This window comes from Flavobacterium erciyesense, assembly GCF_018069925.1.
In the GTDB taxonomy this organism is placed as follows: domain Bacteria; phylum Bacteroidota; class Bacteroidia; order Flavobacteriales; family Flavobacteriaceae; genus Flavobacterium; species Flavobacterium erciyesense.
The window spans coordinates 54,385-73,230 of sequence record NZ_JAGPXB010000006.1 but is presented as its reverse complement, the minus strand read 5'-3'; the positions used below and the strand labels follow the sequence as shown (position 1 = coordinate 73,230).

Genomic DNA, 18,846 nt, shown 5'->3' with positions numbered 1-18,846 from the left:
CATGGAACTTATCATTCAAGACTCAAAAAGCAACAACTTTCAAAAATTAGCTAAAAAATGTACACTAGCCTTTGCTTGTGTATTATTTAGTTTTTCAACGCAAGCTCAAGATAAAAAAGCAAAGGAACTACTTGATCAAGTGACGGCCAAAGTAAAAAGTTACAATAATATTGGAATTGATTTTAAATATTCATTAAACAATGCCAAAGAGAATATCAACCAAGACAGCAAAGGTAATGTGACCATGAAAGGCAATCAATACGTATTGAATTTTATGGGAGTTACTAAAATTTTTGACGGAAAAAAAACATATACAATTGTCCCTGAGGATGAAGAAATCACGATTTCGAGTATCAATGAAAAAGATGACAATGCTATTACTCCATCTAAAATGTTGACTTTTTTTAATTCAGGGTACAAGTATACGATGGATATTATTCAAAATGTAAAAGGTAGAAAAATTCAATATATCAAATTAGTTCCTACAAATGCTAGAGATCAACGAAAAGAAATCCTTTTAGGAATAGATGTACAAACCAAACACATTTATAATTTAATAGAAGTTGGCAAAAAAGGAACAAAAACAACATTAACCGTTAATTCTTTTAAAACCAACCAACCTTTGTCAAAAAATCAATTTACCTTTGTGGGTAGCAAATATCCCAATTACTACATCAACAAATTAGATTAAAGCATTAGGTGAAAATTCTTGACAAATACTTATTAAAAACATTTCTGACTACATTTACAACCGTATTTGTAATCCTATTTTTTATCTTCATTTTACAAACCGTTTGGTTATTCATATCAGAGTTAGCCGGGAAAGATTTAGACATATTTATGGTCGTAAAGTTCCTGGCTTTTTCTATGCCTAGAATCGTACCATTGGTATTACCGTTATCGATATTACTGGCATCAATCATGACTTTCGGTAATCTAGCCGAAAACTACGAATTTGCCGCTATGAAATCCTCTGGAATTTCATTGCAAAGAGCCATGCGAAGTTTAACGGTTTTTATTACGTTGCTAAGTATTGTTGCCTTTTTCTTTGCAAATAATGTGATTCCGTACGCTGAGTACAAGTTTATAAACTTTCGTAAAAATATTGCTCAAGTAAAACCAGCACTTGCAATCGCCGAAGGACAATTCAGCGATGTAGGCTTTTACAATATCAAAGTCGACAAAAAAAGCGGTAAAGAAGGAAATATTCTTTCTGGAATTACAATTCACAAAAAATCAAAAACTGGTGATGGCAGCAAAACTGTTATTAAAGCCAAAGACGGTGAATTAATTAGTAGTGAAGAATCGAGTATTTTGCAGTTGGTTTTAAATGACGGCCATTATTATGAAGATATTGTTCCTAAAAAATACGAGGATCGAAGCAAAATGCCTTTTATAAAAAGTGCTTTTAAAAAGCAAATTATAAATATTGATTTATCTGAATTTTATAAATCTGATGTCAATGACGAGTCGGTGGCTAACACCAACACAATGCTAACTGCCAACGAATTGAATTATACTTTAGATTCTCTGAATAAGAATTTAAAAACTGAAATCGTGTCCTTCGCAAAAAGCAGCAACAATAGAGTAAATTATCCGCAAAAAAATAAAATTGCAATCCGTTCTAAGAAAAATAAATTGCCTTTTGATGTTTTGACTTTATATACAGACAAACAACAAAAAGATATTTTAAATATAGCCGTTAGCAATTTAAAAAGTACTGCCTACTCTATCGATTCCTCTAAAACAGAATTATTTAACAAACAGAAAAATATCAACAAACACTTAATTGCTTTGTATGATAAATTTGTTATTGTATTTGCCTGTTTTTTGATGTTCTTTATTGGCGCTCCATTAGGTGCTATTATTCGTAAAGGAGGATTGGGATTACCAATTGTTTTTGCTGTTTTAATTTTTATTACCTTTCATTTTATCAATACTTTCGGAAAACGATTGGCGCAAGAAAACGGTATGACGCCATTTCTTGGTTCGTGGCTATCCTCTTTTATACTGACGCCACTTGCTGTGTTATTAACTTACCGCGCCACGAACGACATAGGATTAATCAACATGGACAGTTTACTCCTTCCTTTCCAAAAATTTATTAAAAAAATACTACCCTCACAAAACTAAATGTCAAAATGGATCAAGACAAAATACAACTAAATACAATTGAAGAAGCAATAGAAGATATCCGTCAAGGAAAAGTAATCATTGTAGTTGATGATGAAGATCGTGAGAATGAAGGTGATTTTTTGGCTGCAGCCGAAAAAGTAACTCCAGAAATGATCAACTTTATGGCTACACATGGGCGAGGACTAATATGTGCTCCATTGACAGAGAGCAGATGCAAGGAATTGGGTTTGCATGTTATGGTGAGTAACAATACAGACCCAATGGAAACCGCTTTTACCGTATCTGTCGATTTAAGAGGAAAAGGTGTAACTACAGGAATCTCTGCAGCTGACCGAGCCAAAACCATTCAAGCATTAGTTGATTCAGAAACTAAACCTCATGATTTAGCACGACCAGGACATATTTTTCCTTTAATTGCCAAGCAAGGCGGTGTTTTACGTAGAACTGGTCATACTGAGGCAGCTATTGATTTTGCTAGATTGGCAGGTTTTAAATCGGCCGGTGTGATTGTAGAAATCATGAATGAAGATGGTACTATGGCTCGCCTACCTCAATTAGTTGAAGTGGCTAAGAAATTCGATTTAAAATTGGTTTCAATTGAAGCCCTTGTTGCTTATCGAATGCAACACGATAGTCTTATCGTAAAGAAAGAGGATTTCAACTTAGAAACACGCTTTGGTACATTTAGATTGCGTGCTTACGAGCAAACAACCAACAAGCAAATACATATCGCATTAACAAGAGGAACATGGAACTTGGGTGAACCAATTTTAACTCGAATTAACTCATCGCAAGTGAATAATGACTTATTAGGTACCCTAACCAATAATGCAGATAAACAACTTGACGATATGTTCCGCAAAATTAATGAGGACGGTAAAGGTGCTGTTATTTTTGTAAATCAAGACATGCAATCGGTTAATTTATTGAGTCGTTTAGCTGATTTAAAAATTTTACAATCCAAAGGTGAAATGAAAGCACCAAAAATTGTCATAGATAGTAAAGATTTTGGTATCGGAGCGCAAATTTTGCATGATATTGACATCTCAAAAATACGATTAGTGACCAATTCAGTTCAAGAAAAGCGTGTAGGAATGATTGGCTACGGCCTTGAAATAACAGAATACGTGAGTTACTAAAATAATATTTATTTTTTTTTTGACCGTAAAGCCAACAGAATGAAATAGTTAAAATACAATCTAAAAAAGACTCTATTTTTTTCTAAAAAAGGGCTTGTATAACTCAAAAAGAACCTTACATTTGCAATCGAATTCAGCTAATGAAATCGTCATATTGGAGAAATGGCAGAGCGGTCGAATGCGGCAGTCTTGAAAACTGTTGACTGTAACAGGTCCGGGGGTTCGAATCCCTCTTTCTCCGCGAAGAGCCCGAAACTTAAGTTTCGGGCTTTTTCATTTTATAAAACTTAAAAAATTCACTTTTTAAATATTTTCATTTTACAACTCATCCTCTATCAATCTCGGTAGCAAGTCTAACTCCTTTTTTATTTATAAATACCCCTGACTCTGCACTGTTATTGAATTTTTTTTATAAAATCCTAAAAGTATATTGTAGGTTCAAAAAAAACTTATTATATTTGCACTCGCAATCAGAAAATGATAGCTACATACTGGAGAAATGGCAGAGCGGTCGAATGCGGCAGTCTTGAAAACTGTTGACTGTAACAGGTCCGGGGGTTCGAATCCCTCTTTCTCCGCTCAATTAAAACCCTAACAATTGATCATCAATTAGTTAGGGTTTTTTATTTTATAAATATCCCCACATTATCCCCACAATCAATAGTTTTTATCGCAACTTAATTTAGTAATTGCAAGCTACTCATGAACTATTCTAGAAATATATTTATTAAAGTTTACATTTTGTAAAATAGTCCATTTTGTAATTTCAGTTAGAACGAATGGATATTCCTGTTTCTAAAAGAGTTCGCATGGATTTAATGTGGAATACCGATAAAGAATACATGGCAGGATTACGCTACATTATCAAAAGGAATTTTAGTATTAAAACGCATTTCGACAGTGATATGGGATTAGGTTTGGGTGTAAATTTAAATTATTAAGGTTAACACATAAGATTTCGAAATCATTACCTCTTTCAAGTTAACAAAAATCGCCTTTAGGACAAGTATTCCTAAAGGCGATTTTACGTTAATGCCACTTCGTAAAATACTACCATATTAATAAACTACTTTAAAATATTAAATAGGTACAAAAACGTTTTGGCTGGCGTTTATATATCTAAAGTAGAGAGATTGAAATATATAGCAAGTTGCTACTCGAAAGTTCCTTAAACCCAATTAAACTTACTTCTTGCAAATCTAGACACACTCCTTTTTACTTTCAAAAAATTTATCACTTGTACTGCCGTTTAATTTACCAAGATTTTAGACTAGGTCCTAAAATATAATTGGTACTGAACTTTAAAAGCACTTTTGAAATCAATTGGAATAAAAATATCAGATTTAAATTCGTACAAAAAATCGATTAAAAGCATATTTTATCGATTAAAAGCATATTTTTAAAAAATAAGTAAGAAATAATTGTTTTAAAATTTGTTTTATAACAAAAGAAAAACCAAATTTGTAATGCTATTAAACTGTAGTATAAAACCACTACGTAGAATATAATCTATGTACTACAGATATACTGTATTGACTTTGTAAAATTTAATTACTAACAATATATTCAAACTGCTATGAAACTAAAAAACTACTTTTCTGCTGTTTATGATTTTTGCACTATCGTTTATTTAATATGGATGCCCTATGAAGTTCGATTATTACCATGCCTGACTAAAAGTTAAGCCCAAACCATCATTGGTAATAATCCCCCACTATCGCTAAAATACTTCTTGAAATTATTAATTTAAATGGTAGTAATCATGAAACTCTTAAAATATTTAACAATCAGTATTTTATTTTGCAGTTCCTATTTGGCCTACAGTCAAGGAATAGATTGGCAGAGTATCAATCAAGGTTCCGATTTAAATTATACTTCGGTTACCTATGGTAATGGCCTATATGTTGCGGTAGCTAGTTCGGGAGTTGATAAACGCGTTATGACCAGCCCCGATAGTAAAAACTGGACGGCAAGAAATACTCCTTCTGAAAATCAGTGGCAATCGGTTACCTTCGGAAACGGACTTTTTGTGGCAGTGAGCACAAATGGATCAGGTAACCGAGTAATGAGCAGTTCAGATGGTATTAATTGGACCCTGAGAACCTCTGCTGCTGATAACCAATGGCAATCAGTTACATTTGGTAATGGACTTTTTGTAGCTGTTGCCAAAAGCGGCACAGGGAACCGAGTAATGACGAGTCCTGATGGAATTATTTGGACTTCGAGAACTTCAGCAGCTGATATGAATTGGTCAAGTGTAACCTATGGTAAAGGACTTTTTATTGCAGTTGCAAGTAGTGGCTCTGGTAATAGAGTAATGAGTAGTCCTGATGGAATTACTTGGACTTCAAGAGCAGCCTCAGAAAATATTGGCTGGTTTTCAGTAACATATGGAAATAATCTTTTTGTGGCTGTCGCCGGTTCAGGAGTAGGAAATAGAATAATGACAAGTTCTGATGGTATAACATGGCAAGCAGGAACTCCAGCAGCTCAAAACTCATGGAGATCAATTACTTATGGTAATGGTGTTTTTGTTGCTGTTGCAATTGATGGTACCGGTAACCGAATAATGACCAGCACTGATGGTTTACAATGGAATTCTAGACTTAGTGCAGCAGACAACAATTGGGTTGCTGTAACTTATGGAAACGGATATTATGTAGCAGTAGCCAATAGTGGAGCTGGAAACCGCATTATGAGTAGTACTGATGGTATTACATGGAACGCATTAAACACAGCAGCTGATAATCAGTGGCGTTCTGTAACTTATGGAAAAAATATTTTTGTAGCAGTTTCTTGCACTGGATCAGGCAACAGAGTAATGACTAGTCCGGATGGTTGTACTTGGACTCCCCGTGCCTCTGCAGCAGATAATTTGTGGACCTCAGTAGTTTATGGAAACGGTCTTTTTGTAGCTGTAGCAATTGATGGTGCTGATCATGGTATTATGACAAGTCCTGATGGAATTACTTGGACATCAAGAACTTCAGCTGCTGATAATGCTTGGACCTCAGTGACATTTGGTAATGGCCTGTTTGTAGCCGTTGCAAGTTCAGGAACAGGCAATCGAGTAATGACAAGTCCTGATGGAATTAATTGGACATCAAGATCTTCAACTGCTGATAACGCTTGGTCTTCAGTGACCTATGGCAATGGACTTTTTGTAGCAGTTGCTAAATATGGAACTGAAGATTTAGTCATGACAAGCTCAGACGGAATTGTATGGACTTCAAGAAAATCTGCCTCAACCAATCAATGGTATGCTTTGACTTATGGAAATGGCCTATATGTAGCTGCTGCAACCAGTGGCTCTGGAGATAGAATAATGAGTAGCCCTGATGGGATTAATTGGACTTCAAGATCATCAGCAGCAGATTATCAGTGGGTTGCAATTACCTATGGTAATGGGCTTTTTGTAGCTGTAGCTAATGATGGAAGAGGTAACAAAGTAATGACTAGCCCAGACGGAATCATTTGGACTTCAAGAAATTCTGGATCAGATAATTCCTGGTTTGGTGTTACTTACGGAAACAACAGATTTGTTGCTGTTTCTTCAAATGGTACTAATAACAGAGTCATGATTTCAACTTGTTCGCAACCCGCTTCACCAACGGCCTCTATGCAATCTTTTTGCGCAAGCGATCAACCTACTGTTTTAAACTTAATAGCCTCGGGCCAAGATTTAAAATGGTACGCTACCGAGACTGATAGCAACTTTTTATCATCAAATACTGCACTCCGCTCAGGTACCTATTATGTTTCACAAACTATTAATGGCTGCGAAAGCTCCCGCAAAGCAGTAGTGGTTACGGTTACTACTTGTGCCATCATGTGGACAGGTGCAATAAACAATACGTGGTCTATAGCTGGCAATTGGTCAAACAACCAAGTTCCAGATGGAACTTTAGATATAGAAATCCCAAAAGGAACACCAACATTAGATATTCCATTTACACTAACCAAAAATGCAAAACTTACCGTTTCAGGATCAGGCACTTTAACCATAGCACCTAATGCAAGTATAACTATTCAAGGATTAGCAAACTTTAATGATCTTCCAATAACATTAAAATCAGATAAAACTGGAACTGCAGTAATCGGACAAGTTACAGGAACAATATTAGGCGCTACGAACGTTACCGTTGAAAACTTTATTGCACAAGGCAAAAAAGCTTTCCACCTTTTAAGCTCTGGTGTAACAACCAGAAATTTTATAAGTAACAATTGGCAATTAGCTACTCCTATTGTGGGCGTAGGCACAAGCGCAAGTGGATTTGATACTGCTGCAGTAGCAAGTCCTTCCTTGTTTAAGTTCAACAATAATCAATCTGTTGGAAATGGCTGGAGCACCATAACTGCAACAAACAACACTAACCTTGAAATTGGCAATGGATACCGAATGATGGTGCTTGGAGACCGAAATGCAATCATTAATAATAATGAATCGCACACTATGAACTCATGTGTAACCCTAAAGGCTACTGGAAATTTAGCAATTGGAACTATTGTTTTTGATAGTAAAGTCTTAAATTCTACTACTAATCAAGCTACTAATGGCTATAGCCTTATAGGAAATCCGTATGTAAATACCGTAAATTGGAGTACGCTATCTAAAGAGGGTTTAACGGAGTCTTACTATGTATGGGATCCTAACATGGGTACTGATGAGCAAAGAGGACGTTATGTGGTGTACAACAGTGCCACAGGTTCTAGTAACATAGCGTCGGAGGTTAACGGCTTTATTGCGCCGGGACAAGCTTTTTTTGTACAAAATAAAATTCTCGGTATTGCAGGAAAATTAACATTTCGAGAAGCAGATAAAGTGGGTAACATTAACGTTAATCAAGGCTCAAGAACCCAGCCAATATTGGTTTCGCGTTTAGATATGAGTGTATACGAAGCGAGTGAACTAAGCACTGGCGGTTATCCAATTGATGCTGCTGTTGCTGTTTTTGATGCCGCTTTTAATAATGCTATTGACAATACTGATGTGGTTAAACTAAGCAGCGGAACTGAAAATTTCTCCATAACTAATAATAACAAATCTTGGGCTATCGATACTCGAGGTCTCATTAGTGATAAAGATGAAGTATTCCTTAATTTAGAAGATTTTAAAGCCAACAAAAACTACAGTTTCCGAATTCAATTTTCTAATTTTGATACTCAATTTACACCGTTTTTGGTAGATACCCATCTTGGGAGTAAAACCAAAATACCAACAGATGAAGCCGCAATCATAAATTTTTCAACTACAACAGCTGCAGCTTCATACAAAAACGATCGTTTTAAAATTATATTCGAAAACAAAACATTAGCTACTGAGGAATTTACTTCGGACCAAATTGTACTTTACCCTAATCCGGTTACCAACAATCAATTTAACCTTACACTACCAACAATTATAGAAGGAGATCTTAAAATTCAATTGATTTCTATACTTGGACAAACAGTATACGAGCTTCAAACTCAGGCCAAGCCAGAATTAAATATCATCATCAAAAAGGAGCTACCTCAAGGTGTTTACCTTGCAAAAATAAGCCATCAAAATATTAACCTAATCAAAAAAATAACAATCAATTAATGTAATTTCTTGTGAGATAATTGTTGCCTCTATTTACAAATGAATAACTGATATTCTGGTATATACAATTTATTTGAAAAGCAAGAAAGGTCTTAAATTAGCGTAAATTGAATCAATAATTTTAACAAATACTTCGTCAAAAATGTTTTGTTTAAATCACAAATCATAGCCTTTTATTTCAAACAAAAAAAAGAACAAAAGTAATAATATGCATGTGATATTAAGTTGATTTGTTTTTGAATTATGGTTAATTACAATTAGTTTTTTTCAATGTTATAAAAAACTTAAACTACATTTTCCTCTGTCAACAGTATTTTGACTAGTAAAGTAGTGGTATTTTTTTTAACGTTTCAAAGCAAAATGACCTTTTAAAACTCTTCCGTCTTCAAGTTGAATATCATACCAATAATCATCAGCGGGCAAAGGTTGCCCATTAAATGTGCCGTCCCAGCCTTCCCCTTTTGGATCAATTTGTTTTATTAATTTGCCATACCTATCAAATACTCGAATTATAGTTTTTGAGTTAAAAGTTGCGTTTACTCCTTGTGCAGTCCACTTATCATGGTATCCATCTGCATTAGGAGTGAAATATTTTGGTATTCCTAGTACTGCAACTTCTTGAACAGTTGTCCCACACCCATTTAAATCTTTTACATAAACGGTATGAACTCCCGAAGCTACGTTATCAAAAATAGGACTTGTTTGAAAATTTCCAAATTCCTGATCCAAAGCATACACATAATCACCTGCACCCGATGCCATAACTGTAATACTGTTTTCAGTTGTTAAGTCTTTTATTGCTATTTCAACTTTGGCTTTATCTGAGGCGTTAACTGTAATTGTTCTAGTTCTTGCGCATCCAAATGAATTGGTAGCAGTCACCCTATAAATTCCTTTTTGATTAACTGTTAATTCATAATTTATCGCATTCCCTAACGGTTGACCATCCTTAGTCCAGCTGTAACTAAAATTATTTTTTTGATTGATGTCAAGTAATCCTGCATCAATTACTTTGGTAAAAGTTGGTAAATCACTACAAACTAATTCATCGCCGGCAAGCTCCATTGTTGGTAAAGGATTGATAACAAATGGGATCGTTACAATTGCTTTACAAGATGGATTCATCGGATTAACCACCTCTACTCGCACTTCTTGAGTAGTCGTGAAAAATGGATTTGGTAAGGGGCTTGGTAATTGATTATTGTTGGCATCGAAATAGTAAACCTGCATTCTCGTTTGCGCTCCTAGAATGGTATTTTGAAATGATGAGGTATCAAAAGCAAATTTTCCATCTTGCAATTTAGGATCCACTTCATCATCGCAAATACTGGTCAAACTTGTTGGTATTGCAAATGCTTCTGGTAAATCATCTACAATAAAATCAATACTACCCTCATAAAAACAAGCCGCTGCGGTAGTATTTGTTACAATTACTTTTATTTTTTGAGTTGAAGTGATAAACGGATTAGGCAATGGACTTGGTAAAGCATTGTTATTTTGGTCAAAATAAGTAACAGAAACACCTGTTAAACCATTTAAAATTTGCGATTGCAGCGAAGAGGTATCAAAAGCCAATTTACCGTCTTGATCATCATCACATTTAGCAACTTTCAAGGCTTGAACTATTGGAATTCGTTCTACATTCAATGTTATGTGGCTTCCCAATCCTAAACAATCGTTGTTAATTTTACTATCAACACGAATATAAATTTTCTGTGTGGTGGGATATCCAATATTTCTGTAATTTGAAATATCGACAATCGCATTTTTCTCGGCTAAAGCATCTGCAAGATTTCTAAAATAACGAATGTCTAATAATTGTCCTGTTGGAAAAATATTTTGAATATCTGAAGTGACACTACTAAAATCAAAAGAGGTAATTCCATCTGTATTTGTGCCTAAAGTAGCGTCATCACAAACAGTAAATGACTTGGCATAATTTACCGGAATTTGAGTTGTTGTGACAAACAAATTGATTCTTGCAATTCGATAACAACCATTGCTATTGCTAATTTTGGCAAACACAGCATCATTGCTTACAATTTGATTGGAATAAGAAGTTGTATTCAAAATTGGATTAATATCATTTTCAGCTCCTACCAAACTACTGTAAAAAGTAACTGTCTCATTTGAAGAATATGAAGTGATTTTAGAAATCGCTTCTTCTAAATTAAAAACACTAAATCCATCAGTATCATCATCACATTGCTTTAAATCTGCAACATTGGTAATTACTGGTAAGGCTAAAACCTCGATTTTGAAAGATGTAACAGCAAAGCAGCTTGCATTATCCTTATTGATAACTTTAACATAAATGGTTTCTGATGCATTTGTGTTTTGGTACGATGCCGGAGAAGAAATACTTTGCGTTAGCGCGATATCTTTGTAATAAGAAAGCAAAAATTGACCAGCCGATTGTCCGTTTAAAACCGTATTCGCGTTTTGAGTCAAATCGAATACCACCTTACCGTCAGTGTCCGTACCAACCGTTGTGTTGTCACATACTGCTGTTTTTGTAATGTTTGAAGCACTATTAGGAAGCGGTTTTTCGAAAACTACGATATCAAAAGAAGTCGCGCTTTTACAACTAGTATTTGATTTGTTAGCTACTTCTGCATAAATAGTTTGACGCTGATATGGTGTTGTGTTTAAATAATTGTTTGGCGTGGTCAAAGCAACTTTGTTGGCATAATCTGTTGCATTGGCATAGAAAGTTACTTGATACAAATCAGGGTCTTGTCCATTTAATATTGAAGTCATTTGAGATTCTAAATTAAAAGAATATATACCATCATTGTCATCATCACAAACTTGAATGTTTGCTGGTTTTGTCGCACTTGGCACTTCAAAAATTACTACTTTTTTGGTTTTGGTAGTTGTTCCGCTAGTACTTGTAGCAGTTACAGAAACGGTGTAAGTTCCTGCTGTCGTATAAATGTGAGATGGGTTGATTTCTGTTGAATTTGTTCCATCACCAAAATCCCAACTGGCGGTAGTGAGGGTTTGATTCGAATTTATTTTAAATTGAGAAACTTCGTCCACGCATGTATTATCAACTACAATATCCGAATTAAAAAAATAAGATTGATTAAACGCAGGTAATCCTAGTTTTGTTATTCTACCAGCTAAATCAACACTATCAATACGCAAATCGCAGGCAGAACCTATTGTGTTTGGTTTTTCGATAACGCTCAATTTTGCTTGTTCATAGGCAGCAATATAAATTTTGCCATCAGGTCCTAATTGTAAAGCACCTATAAAGTAGGGTAATGTTGAAATCGTTTTTACGGACTCAGCTATATTGAACGTTTTTAAATCAAATTGATAAAGTTTTCTTGAAATTTGAGAAGCCACGTACAATACTTCGCTGTTTGGTGAAAACTCTAAACCGTATAACTGACCGGCATCAGATAGCAATACAGTTGGATTGGACACAAGGCCAGACGCATTGTCAAAATCAAATAATTCTGCTGAATAAAGAAATTGATGACATAATGCTAATTTGGTACCATTTGGAGACACTTTCATATACCCCATTGTATTAAAACCATTACTATCTTTTAAAACCACAATTCCTGAACTGCTAATTACTGCGTTAGCACTTAAACCATTTTCCGTTAACAAATGAGAAAAAAACAAATTAGAATCAAAGCCATGTGTTATAATCCAAAAATCAGTATCATTTGCGTGTTTTACTATTGCAATTTTTTCGCATGAAGGTGTGTATATTAAAACATTTTTTTTTGCTGTTACAGAGCCAAGGCCGCCATCAAGACTCATATCTATTACCGAATAGCGAAGTCCTTCAGTTCCACCACCCGCATCTAAGGTAAAGACGTAAAACAATGACGCTGATCCTGGCATCGGAACTATGGTCGCTGATTGTGATGTAGAAAGATGCCCTAGTAAACCAGAGCCATTATTCATTATTTGATGATTTTTGTTATATATATTTTTACCATCGGTGTAAAATAGCAAATTCCCTGATGCAGTGGATATAGAAGCACAACCCTCTAGCGTGTTTAATTGCCCGTCTGTAAGTGCGACAGGACTGCCACTGTTAAAATCTAATCCAGCTTTACCGCCAAAATACCAAATATTCGCCTCTTTTTGAGCCACCGCATCAAAAGAAAGCAGTAAAAGCAGCACTTTAAAAATTTTATTCATGCAATTCTAAATTTGTGTAAAAATAGAAAAATCAGAGTTCTTTTACTTATTAAAGGTTCACAAACTTCTATAAATAAAATTGTAAAAATACACTTATCGAGTTTTTAAAGCCTAAATAGTATTACGACAACTACAAGGCTGAGAAATATATCAATAAAAAAACCGAGCAGTGGCTCGGTTTTTTTTAAGTAGATTCAAAGTTAGTTCGTATCGAATTTAATAGCATCCAACAATGAAGATTTTTAAAGTTTAATTAAACAGTAATAATCTCTTGCTCAATTAATCGAGCTATTTTTTTTGAATTTTTTTAATCATTTTATTATTAGCAGTGGTAATTTCCATAAAATAAAGACCCGTTGCATATTGTGATAAATTTACAGCAATAGCATCGTCATTTTTAGTATCTATTTCTTTCAATAGTTTTGCATTAATATCAAAAACCCTAACTTTTGAGACTGTAGTTAAATCATTTTTTAATATGTTAAAAACACCATTTGAAGGATTAGGATAAATATTTACATCCTCTACAGTTGCAAAATCATTCGTTCCCAAAGTGGTAAATGACAGTGTAGTTGCACCGCGATTAGCTCCTCCATGATATACTAAATTGTAATTTGCTCCCGACCCAAATGAATAAATAACATTTAGAGAGCTTAGGTTAAAATTAAAAATATAATCAGAGGTATCGCCTGTGTTAAATGCTCTTGATGCCACAATTGTTCTTGTTGATCCATTAACTTCGTTAGTTGTTACAGTCCAATTTTGTACTGCATCAGCAACGGGTGCTTGAAAACCAATCAATCTGTCATCGCTAAAAGATGACGCACTTCGCATCACAACACAATCAGTGCCTGAATTCATACTCAAGGCATTTAAACCAAATGCAAACCAGCGATCTGATGGACCCTTTAGTGTAAGTGTAACTCTTGATGTATTAGAATCTAAATCAAGTTTTGCCGACATAAGACCACCTAGAGTAACCTCACCCGATGTTTTTTGAGCCTGGCAAAAATAACTTGTTGTAATTAAAAATAGCAGTATGTAAATTTTCTTCATATTTAAGTAATTAAGGGTTAATTAATTTAGCAATATTATTAATTCTGTATTTTTATTGAAAGTGGCAAAATCTTGTGCACTTTTACCATCACTATCCTTTATATTGAGATTAGCACCTGCTTTTATCAGCATTTTGGCAATTTCATTTTTGTTAAAAAATGTAGCATAAATCAATGCAGTTTTTCCTTGAGCATCTACTTCATTCAGGTTAGCTTTTAATGCAATAAGTTTTTCTACAATAGCGCTATTTCCTGACATTACTGCTGCCATTATTGCACTTCCCATTCCACTATTGTAATTGATATCACTTACCTTTTCAGTTAAAAATAGAGCTACTTCTTCATTACCTCTATAACATGCAAGGATTAAAGGTGTATATCCATTTATATCTACGGAATTTATGAGCTTAGGGTTTTGTTGAAATACATTTTTTATTTCAACCAAGTTGCCTTTTCTTGCAATATCAAATACACTCTTAGTTTGAGCATGTAAGCAAAAAGTTAAAAACAGAGAAAAAAGTAAAAAGTAGTTTTTTATCATTGGAGGTCACGATTTTAAAATAATTAATTAGAGACGTTTTAATTTTTGATTGTGTTAAAGATATTAAAAAAACAATCATAAAAACACTCATTTTCAATAATTTAATTTCAAAATTAACTTTAGTTAGTTGTCCTATTTTGTATTTAAATTAATTTATCATGAAATAAATAGTACACCTTTAGACTATAATTTTTAGTAGATTTACTACTCCTTTAAATTAGAGTTGTGAAAAACAAATTACCTTCGATCCCTCCTATTCCCGCCGTGCTTTTTGCCATCATAAGTGTTCAATCAGGTGCCGCTATTGCTAAAACCTTGTTTCCAATATTGGGTGCATCGGCCACGGCTTCACTGCGTATTGGGATTTCAGCATTAATTCTACTAGCTGTTTACAAACCAAACTTATTTCACATAACCGCTAAACAATGGAAAATTGTAATTCCGTATGGATTATCGTTAGGGGCAATGAATTTAGTTTTTTACATGGCTATCGAGCGCATTCCGATAGGACTTGCAGTTACCTTAGAGTTCTTCGGACCATTGTTGGTCGCTGTTTTGGGTTCAAAACGAATTTTAGATTATTTATGGGTTGCTCTAGCAGCTACAGGCATTGCATTGATTGCTCCTTGGACCAATAGCAAAATTGATATTTTAGGAGTTGTTTTTGCATTGATAGCAGGTGGCCTTTGGGCAGGTTATATTATATTAGGAGGGAAAATTTCGAAAATTATGAACGGAGGTCAAGCTGTAGCTACAGGAATGCTTTTTGCTTCCTTATTAATTATACCCTTCGGAATTGCCGGAAAAGGACTCCTGCTCCTTACTCCAACCTACTTATATATGGGAATTGCTCTTGCTCTTTTATCTAGCGCAATACCATTTACACTCGAAATGAAAGCACTTGGACAATTACCCGCTCGTACTTTTAGCATTTTAATGAGTTTAGAACCTGCTGCAGCAGCTATTTGCGGACTACTTTTTTTGAGCGAGCGTCTTAACACAAATGAAATTATAGCGCTTTGCTGTGTGGTTATTGCATCTGCTGGATCAACGATTACTTCGAAAAGAACAGCAGAACTCAAAGATGATGAAAAATTAAAAAATCCTATTCAATAATTAGTACTAGCAAAATATTTCGAATCAATCCATTTCTTTAATCATTAAGGTTTTAATTGTTAGTACAAAAACAAGCTCTGAAAGAGTATTGCTTTATAGTAGATCCGTGCGACAAGCAACCACTTTACTTCGAATAAAAAATCATCATTAAGCAAACAATTGTAGTCCATTTTTATCCAAATTGGTAAAAAAACTCATAGAATAGCTCCAAAAAAGAGTTGTGCTTTGTAAAATATGTGAATTGTATAACAATAAGACAAATTCGTGTAAGACGATTTATGGTGAAGCATCCCATCTTTGTACTATATAAAAACAATTAAAAAAACAAAGTCATGAAAAATACAAAAAGAACACTTTATGCAGCAGTAGTAACTGGTTTATTAGCATTTACAGGAATGCAAGCACAAGAAAAGACAGCCGCTTTTGGATTTAAAGGAGGTTTAAACTTTTCTAATATGTATACTGATACAGTAGATGATAATAATATTTTGACAGGATTCAATGCTGGTTTGTATGCTAAATTACCTATTACAAATAGTATTGCAATTCAACCTGAGATCAACTACACGACTAAAGGTGCTGAGTTAGTAACTAACAATAGTACATCTAAATTCAATGTAAATTATATTGAAGTTCCTGTATTATTAGTAGCTAATTTAACAGAAAATTTAAACGTTCACGTTGGTCCTTATGCTGCATACATGGTAAGCGGTAAAAGAACTTTTGAATAAGAACTTATCAGCGGAGAGTCAGAATTAGACACAAACGATTTTAACAAGTTTGACGCAGGTGTTGCTGCAGGTATTGGTATCGATTTAGATGCTGTAAATTTTGGAGTACGTTACAACTACGGTTTAACCAAAATTGGAAAAGAAGGTGATTTTAATTCATCAGATGCCAAGAATAGTGTGCTTAGTGCCTACATCGGATTAAGACTTAACTAAATCATAAATAAGCCGTTGGATGTAACAACTGGTGAATAGTTATTGATCATACTGAAATAAAGTCTAGTACAACCTCACCAAATACAACCAACGGCTAATTCAATCTAACCTTTTAAAAACCAAAATTATGAACAATCTTCTTTACACCATCGCAGTTATCTTAGTTATTTTATGGGCTATCGGATTTTTCGCTTACAGTCTAGGATCAATCATTCACCTCCTTTTAGTTATTGCCGTTATTGCAGTACTATTCAGACTTATCTCAGGAAGAAATATCTAAGACCTTTTAAATTCCATACCTTCAAAACTTAGTTTTTTTTTATTAAAAACTTAAGTTTTGTTGTTATATGAAAAAATAGTGTCATGCATTTGCTAAGGCAAACTAAAAACAACAACATTAAAACATATTAATATGAAAGCAGATAAAGTAATTTTAGGAATTTTAGGCGGAGTAGCCGTTGGAGCATTATTAGGAGTATTATTTGCACCTGAAAAAGGTAGCAAAACCAGAAAAAAAATAGCCGATAAAAGCGCTGATTATGCAGAAGATTTAAAAAGTCAAATTGATGCCTTAATCGGAACTATTCAAAAAAAATACAATTCAGCGACTGAAGAAGGTAAAGATGCAATAATTGAAGGTACAGAAGCTTTAAACCAAGCTGCCAAAAAACTTTAAATGTCACTTCAAACGAATTCACTTTGTTTGAACTTTTAATGCAACACAACTATCATGGAAAAAAAAACACCTTCAATAGAGGATCTTTTTGAAAAAGCAGAGACCTACACCAAAACTTCAATTGAATTAGCCAAGTTACAAGCAATTGATAAAGCGGCCGATTTATCCTCGTCATTGTTATCACGCATGATGATTGGTGTTGTACTTGGAATGTTCGCATTGCTAGTCAACATTGGCCTTTCTTTTTATATTGGTGATCTTGTAGGCAAAATACACTTTGGTTTTTTTATTGTAGCAATATTTTATTTGCTAATAGCTGTTTTGCTGTTTGTATTCAAAGAGCAGTGGATCAAAACACCAATCAGCAATTTGATTATTGTAAAAATGCTTAAAAACAAAACGCTATGAAACGTATCAATCCCTCAGACACTTTACAAGAAGCTATTGATCTCTTGAAGCGAAAACAAGAATTGGAGTTGTTAGACCTTAAAAATCAATATCATGAAACGTACAGCCATTATAAACCAATCAATATCCTAAAAAGAACATTTGGCGAAGTCCGTCAATCCTCTGATTTAAAAAGTGATTTAATAAGTAATGGTTTGGGGTTGCTCACAGGTTATTTAACACGTAAAGCAGTAGTTGGCAGCACGCATAATCCAATAAAAAAAGTATTTGGCACCCTTTTGCAATTTGCTGTAGGCGCTTTGGTACAAAAAAAAGCTGCAAATTTTAACGAGCAACGAGACAACGAATAAAAATAATTATCCCCTGTAATGGATAGAAAAGGTTTTAATTAAAAAGTAAGCTACTAAAAGAAAGTACTTTGCGTCATAATTTTATTAAAAATCAAGACATAATGGAAAAAAAGTTGCTATTTTTATATTTTATATAGCAAACTGCTTTGAATAAGTTTGATCACTCAAATTTACTGGCGTTTATTATAAAATCATTTAGAAGCAGTTACTATATTTTCAATCATTTTCGGTATGCATCGTAACGAACATCTTATATCTAAATTTTATACAGCTTTGGTTAAAGGTGATATAACAACAATGAAAAGTTGTTATGATCCAAATGTAGAGTTCAGAGACCCCGTATTTGGAGTGTTACAAGCTTCAGAAGTACTTGCCATGTGGGAAATGTTGATAAAAAAGAGCAAAGGCAATTTGAAAATTGATTTGAGTAATGTTTTAGCCAATGAATACTTAGGAAAAGCACAATGGACAGCCACTTATCCTTTTAGTGCAACCAATGCCACTGTTGTCAACCGCATTCAAGCCCAATTTTATTTTAAAAATGGGTTAATCATCAAGCATGTCGATGATTTTGACCTTTACAAATGGTCGAAACAAGCATTTGGATTAAAAGGTGCTATATTGGGTTGGACCGGATTTTTTCAAAATAAAATTCAACAAGGAGCCAAAAATTCTTTACAAAATTATATACAAAAACGGAGCTCGTAAAGCCCCGTTTTTTTTTACTTTTAAA

At 34.0% G+C, this 18,846-nt stretch carries 14 protein-coding genes, 2 tRNA genes and 1 pseudogene; 14 read left to right on the top strand and 3 right to left on the bottom strand.

Annotated elements, in window-relative coordinates; genetic code table 11:
- The first annotated feature begins 1 nt into the window (after window position 1).
- From KBJ98_RS08330 to KBJ98_RS08300, 7 genes are all read left to right on the top strand, one after another.
- Window positions 2–691, top strand: coding sequence for a LolA family protein (locus KBJ98_RS08330; protein ID WP_210789428.1), 690 nt, complete (start codon window positions 2–4; stop codon window positions 689–691).
- A gap of 8 nt (window positions 692–699) precedes the next feature.
- Window positions 700–2,133 carry an LptF/LptG family permease gene (locus KBJ98_RS08325; RefSeq protein ID WP_210789426.1) on the top strand — a complete coding sequence of 478 codons (1,434 nt, stop codon included), beginning with the start codon at window positions 700–702 and terminating at the stop codon, window positions 2,131–2,133.
- Between the two features lie 8 nt (window positions 2,134–2,141).
- Window positions 2,142–3,275 (top strand): 3,4-dihydroxy-2-butanone-4-phosphate synthase, encoded by a 1,134-nt coding sequence (gene ribB / locus KBJ98_RS08320; protein ID WP_210789425.1) that lies wholly within the window; start codon window positions 2,142–2,144, stop codon window positions 3,273–3,275.
- A gap of 156 nt (window positions 3,276–3,431) precedes the next feature.
- Window positions 3,432–3,516 (top strand) — tRNA-Ser (locus KBJ98_RS08315).
- A 252-nt stretch (window positions 3,517–3,768) separates the two neighbouring features.
- Window positions 3,769–3,853, top strand: a tRNA-Ser gene (locus KBJ98_RS08310).
- A gap of 201 nt (window positions 3,854–4,054) precedes the next feature.
- Entirely contained in the window at window positions 4,055–4,216 is a 162-nt protein-coding gene (locus KBJ98_RS08305; protein ID WP_210789423.1) for a hypothetical protein, read from the top strand.
- Between the two features lie 821 nt (window positions 4,217–5,037).
- On the top strand, window positions 5,038–8,856 hold the full coding sequence (locus KBJ98_RS08300; protein WP_210789420.1) for a T9SS type A sorting domain-containing protein: 3,819 nt from the start codon (window positions 5,038–5,040) through the stop codon (window positions 8,854–8,856).
- Between the two features lie 342 nt (window positions 8,857–9,198).
- Here the strand turns inward: KBJ98_RS08300 and KBJ98_RS08295 are convergent, their stop codons facing one another.
- From KBJ98_RS08295 to KBJ98_RS08285, 3 genes are all read right to left on the bottom strand, one after another.
- The gene (locus tag KBJ98_RS08295; RefSeq protein ID WP_210789417.1) at window positions 9,199–13,023 is read right to left on the bottom strand and encodes a T9SS type B sorting domain-containing protein; all 3,825 of its coding nucleotides are present in this window, start codon (window positions 13,021–13,023) and stop codon (window positions 9,199–9,201) included.
- A 288-nt stretch (window positions 13,024–13,311) separates the two neighbouring features.
- Window positions 13,312–14,079 (bottom strand): T9SS type A sorting domain-containing protein, encoded by a 768-nt coding sequence (locus tag KBJ98_RS08290; protein ID WP_210789414.1) that lies wholly within the window; start codon window positions 14,077–14,079, stop codon window positions 13,312–13,314.
- A gap of 21 nt (window positions 14,080–14,100) precedes the next feature.
- On the bottom strand, window positions 14,101–14,619 hold the full coding sequence (locus KBJ98_RS08285) for an ankyrin repeat domain-containing protein (RefSeq protein ID WP_210789411.1): 519 nt from the start codon (window positions 14,617–14,619) through the stop codon (window positions 14,101–14,103).
- Window positions 14,620–14,844: 225 nt separating this feature from the next.
- On the opposite strand from KBJ98_RS08285, the gene KBJ98_RS08280 reads away from it, so the two are divergent.
- The 7 genes and pseudogenes from KBJ98_RS08280 to KBJ98_RS08245 all read left to right on the top strand — a co-directional run bounded on the left by KBJ98_RS08280 (window position 14,845) and on the right by KBJ98_RS08245 (window position 18,821).
- A complete protein-coding gene (locus KBJ98_RS08280; protein ID WP_210789408.1) occupies window positions 14,845–15,735 on the top strand; it encodes an EamA family transporter in 891 nt (296 codons plus the stop codon).
- A gap of 332 nt (window positions 15,736–16,067) precedes the next feature.
- Window positions 16,068–16,679 (top strand): annotated as a pseudogene (locus KBJ98_RS08275) (porin family protein).
- Window positions 16,680–16,806: 127 nt separating this feature from the next.
- Entirely contained in the window at window positions 16,807–16,959 is a 153-nt protein-coding gene (locus KBJ98_RS08265) for a lmo0937 family membrane protein (protein ID WP_210789402.1), read from the top strand.
- Between the two features lie 132 nt (window positions 16,960–17,091).
- Window positions 17,092–17,355 carry a YtxH domain-containing protein gene (locus tag KBJ98_RS08260; RefSeq protein WP_210789399.1) on the top strand — a complete coding sequence of 88 codons (264 nt, stop codon included), beginning with the start codon at window positions 17,092–17,094 and terminating at the stop codon, window positions 17,353–17,355.
- A gap of 54 nt (window positions 17,356–17,409) precedes the next feature.
- Window positions 17,410–17,763, top strand: coding sequence for a phage holin family protein (locus KBJ98_RS08255; protein WP_210789396.1), 354 nt, complete (start codon window positions 17,410–17,412; stop codon window positions 17,761–17,763).
- The gene (locus KBJ98_RS08250) at window positions 17,760–18,113 is read left to right on the top strand and encodes a hypothetical protein (RefSeq protein WP_210789393.1); all 354 of its coding nucleotides are present in this window, start codon (window positions 17,760–17,762) and stop codon (window positions 18,111–18,113) included. The genes KBJ98_RS08255 and KBJ98_RS08250 overlap by 4 nt, the downstream gene beginning before the upstream one ends.
- A 231-nt stretch (window positions 18,114–18,344) precedes the next feature.
- Complete coding sequence (locus tag KBJ98_RS08245) at window positions 18,345–18,821, top strand: nuclear transport factor 2 family protein (protein WP_210789391.1); 477 nt, start codon at window positions 18,345–18,347, stop codon at window positions 18,819–18,821.
- Window positions 18,822–18,846: the final 25 nt, after the last annotated feature.

Coding starts and splice junctions, on each gene's coding strand:
- KBJ98_RS08300 (WP_210789420.1), top strand. CDS start 5,038: ATGAAACTCTTAAAATATTTAACAATCAGTATTTTATTTTGCAGTTCC.
- KBJ98_RS08250 (WP_210789393.1), top strand. CDS start 17,760: ATGAAACGTATCAATCCCTCAGACACTTTACAAGAAGCTATTGATCTC.
- KBJ98_RS08260 (WP_210789399.1), top strand. CDS start 17,092: ATGAAAGCAGATAAAGTAATTTTAGGAATTTTAGGCGGAGTAGCCGTT.
- KBJ98_RS08265 (WP_210789402.1), top strand. CDS start 16,807: ATGAACAATCTTCTTTACACCATCGCAGTTATCTTAGTTATTTTATGG.
- KBJ98_RS08290 (WP_210789414.1), bottom strand. CDS start 14,079: ATGAAGAAAATTTACATACTGCTATTTTTAATTACAACAAGTTATTTT.
- KBJ98_RS08285 (WP_210789411.1), bottom strand. CDS start 14,619: ATGATAAAAAACTACTTTTTACTTTTTTCTCTGTTTTTAACTTTTTGC.
- ribB (WP_210789425.1), top strand. CDS start 2,142: ATGGATCAAGACAAAATACAACTAAATACAATTGAAGAAGCAATAGAA.
- KBJ98_RS08295 (WP_210789417.1), bottom strand. CDS start 13,023: ATGAATAAAATTTTTAAAGTGCTGCTTTTACTGCTTTCTTTTGATGCG.
- KBJ98_RS08245 (WP_210789391.1), top strand. CDS start 18,345: ATGCATCGTAACGAACATCTTATATCTAAATTTTATACAGCTTTGGTT.
- KBJ98_RS08255 (WP_210789396.1), top strand. CDS start 17,410: ATGGAAAAAAAAACACCTTCAATAGAGGATCTTTTTGAAAAAGCAGAG.
- KBJ98_RS08305 (WP_210789423.1), top strand. CDS start 4,055: ATGGATATTCCTGTTTCTAAAAGAGTTCGCATGGATTTAATGTGGAAT.
- KBJ98_RS08330 (WP_210789428.1), top strand. CDS start 2: ATGGAACTTATCATTCAAGACTCAAAAAGCAACAACTTTCAAAAATTA.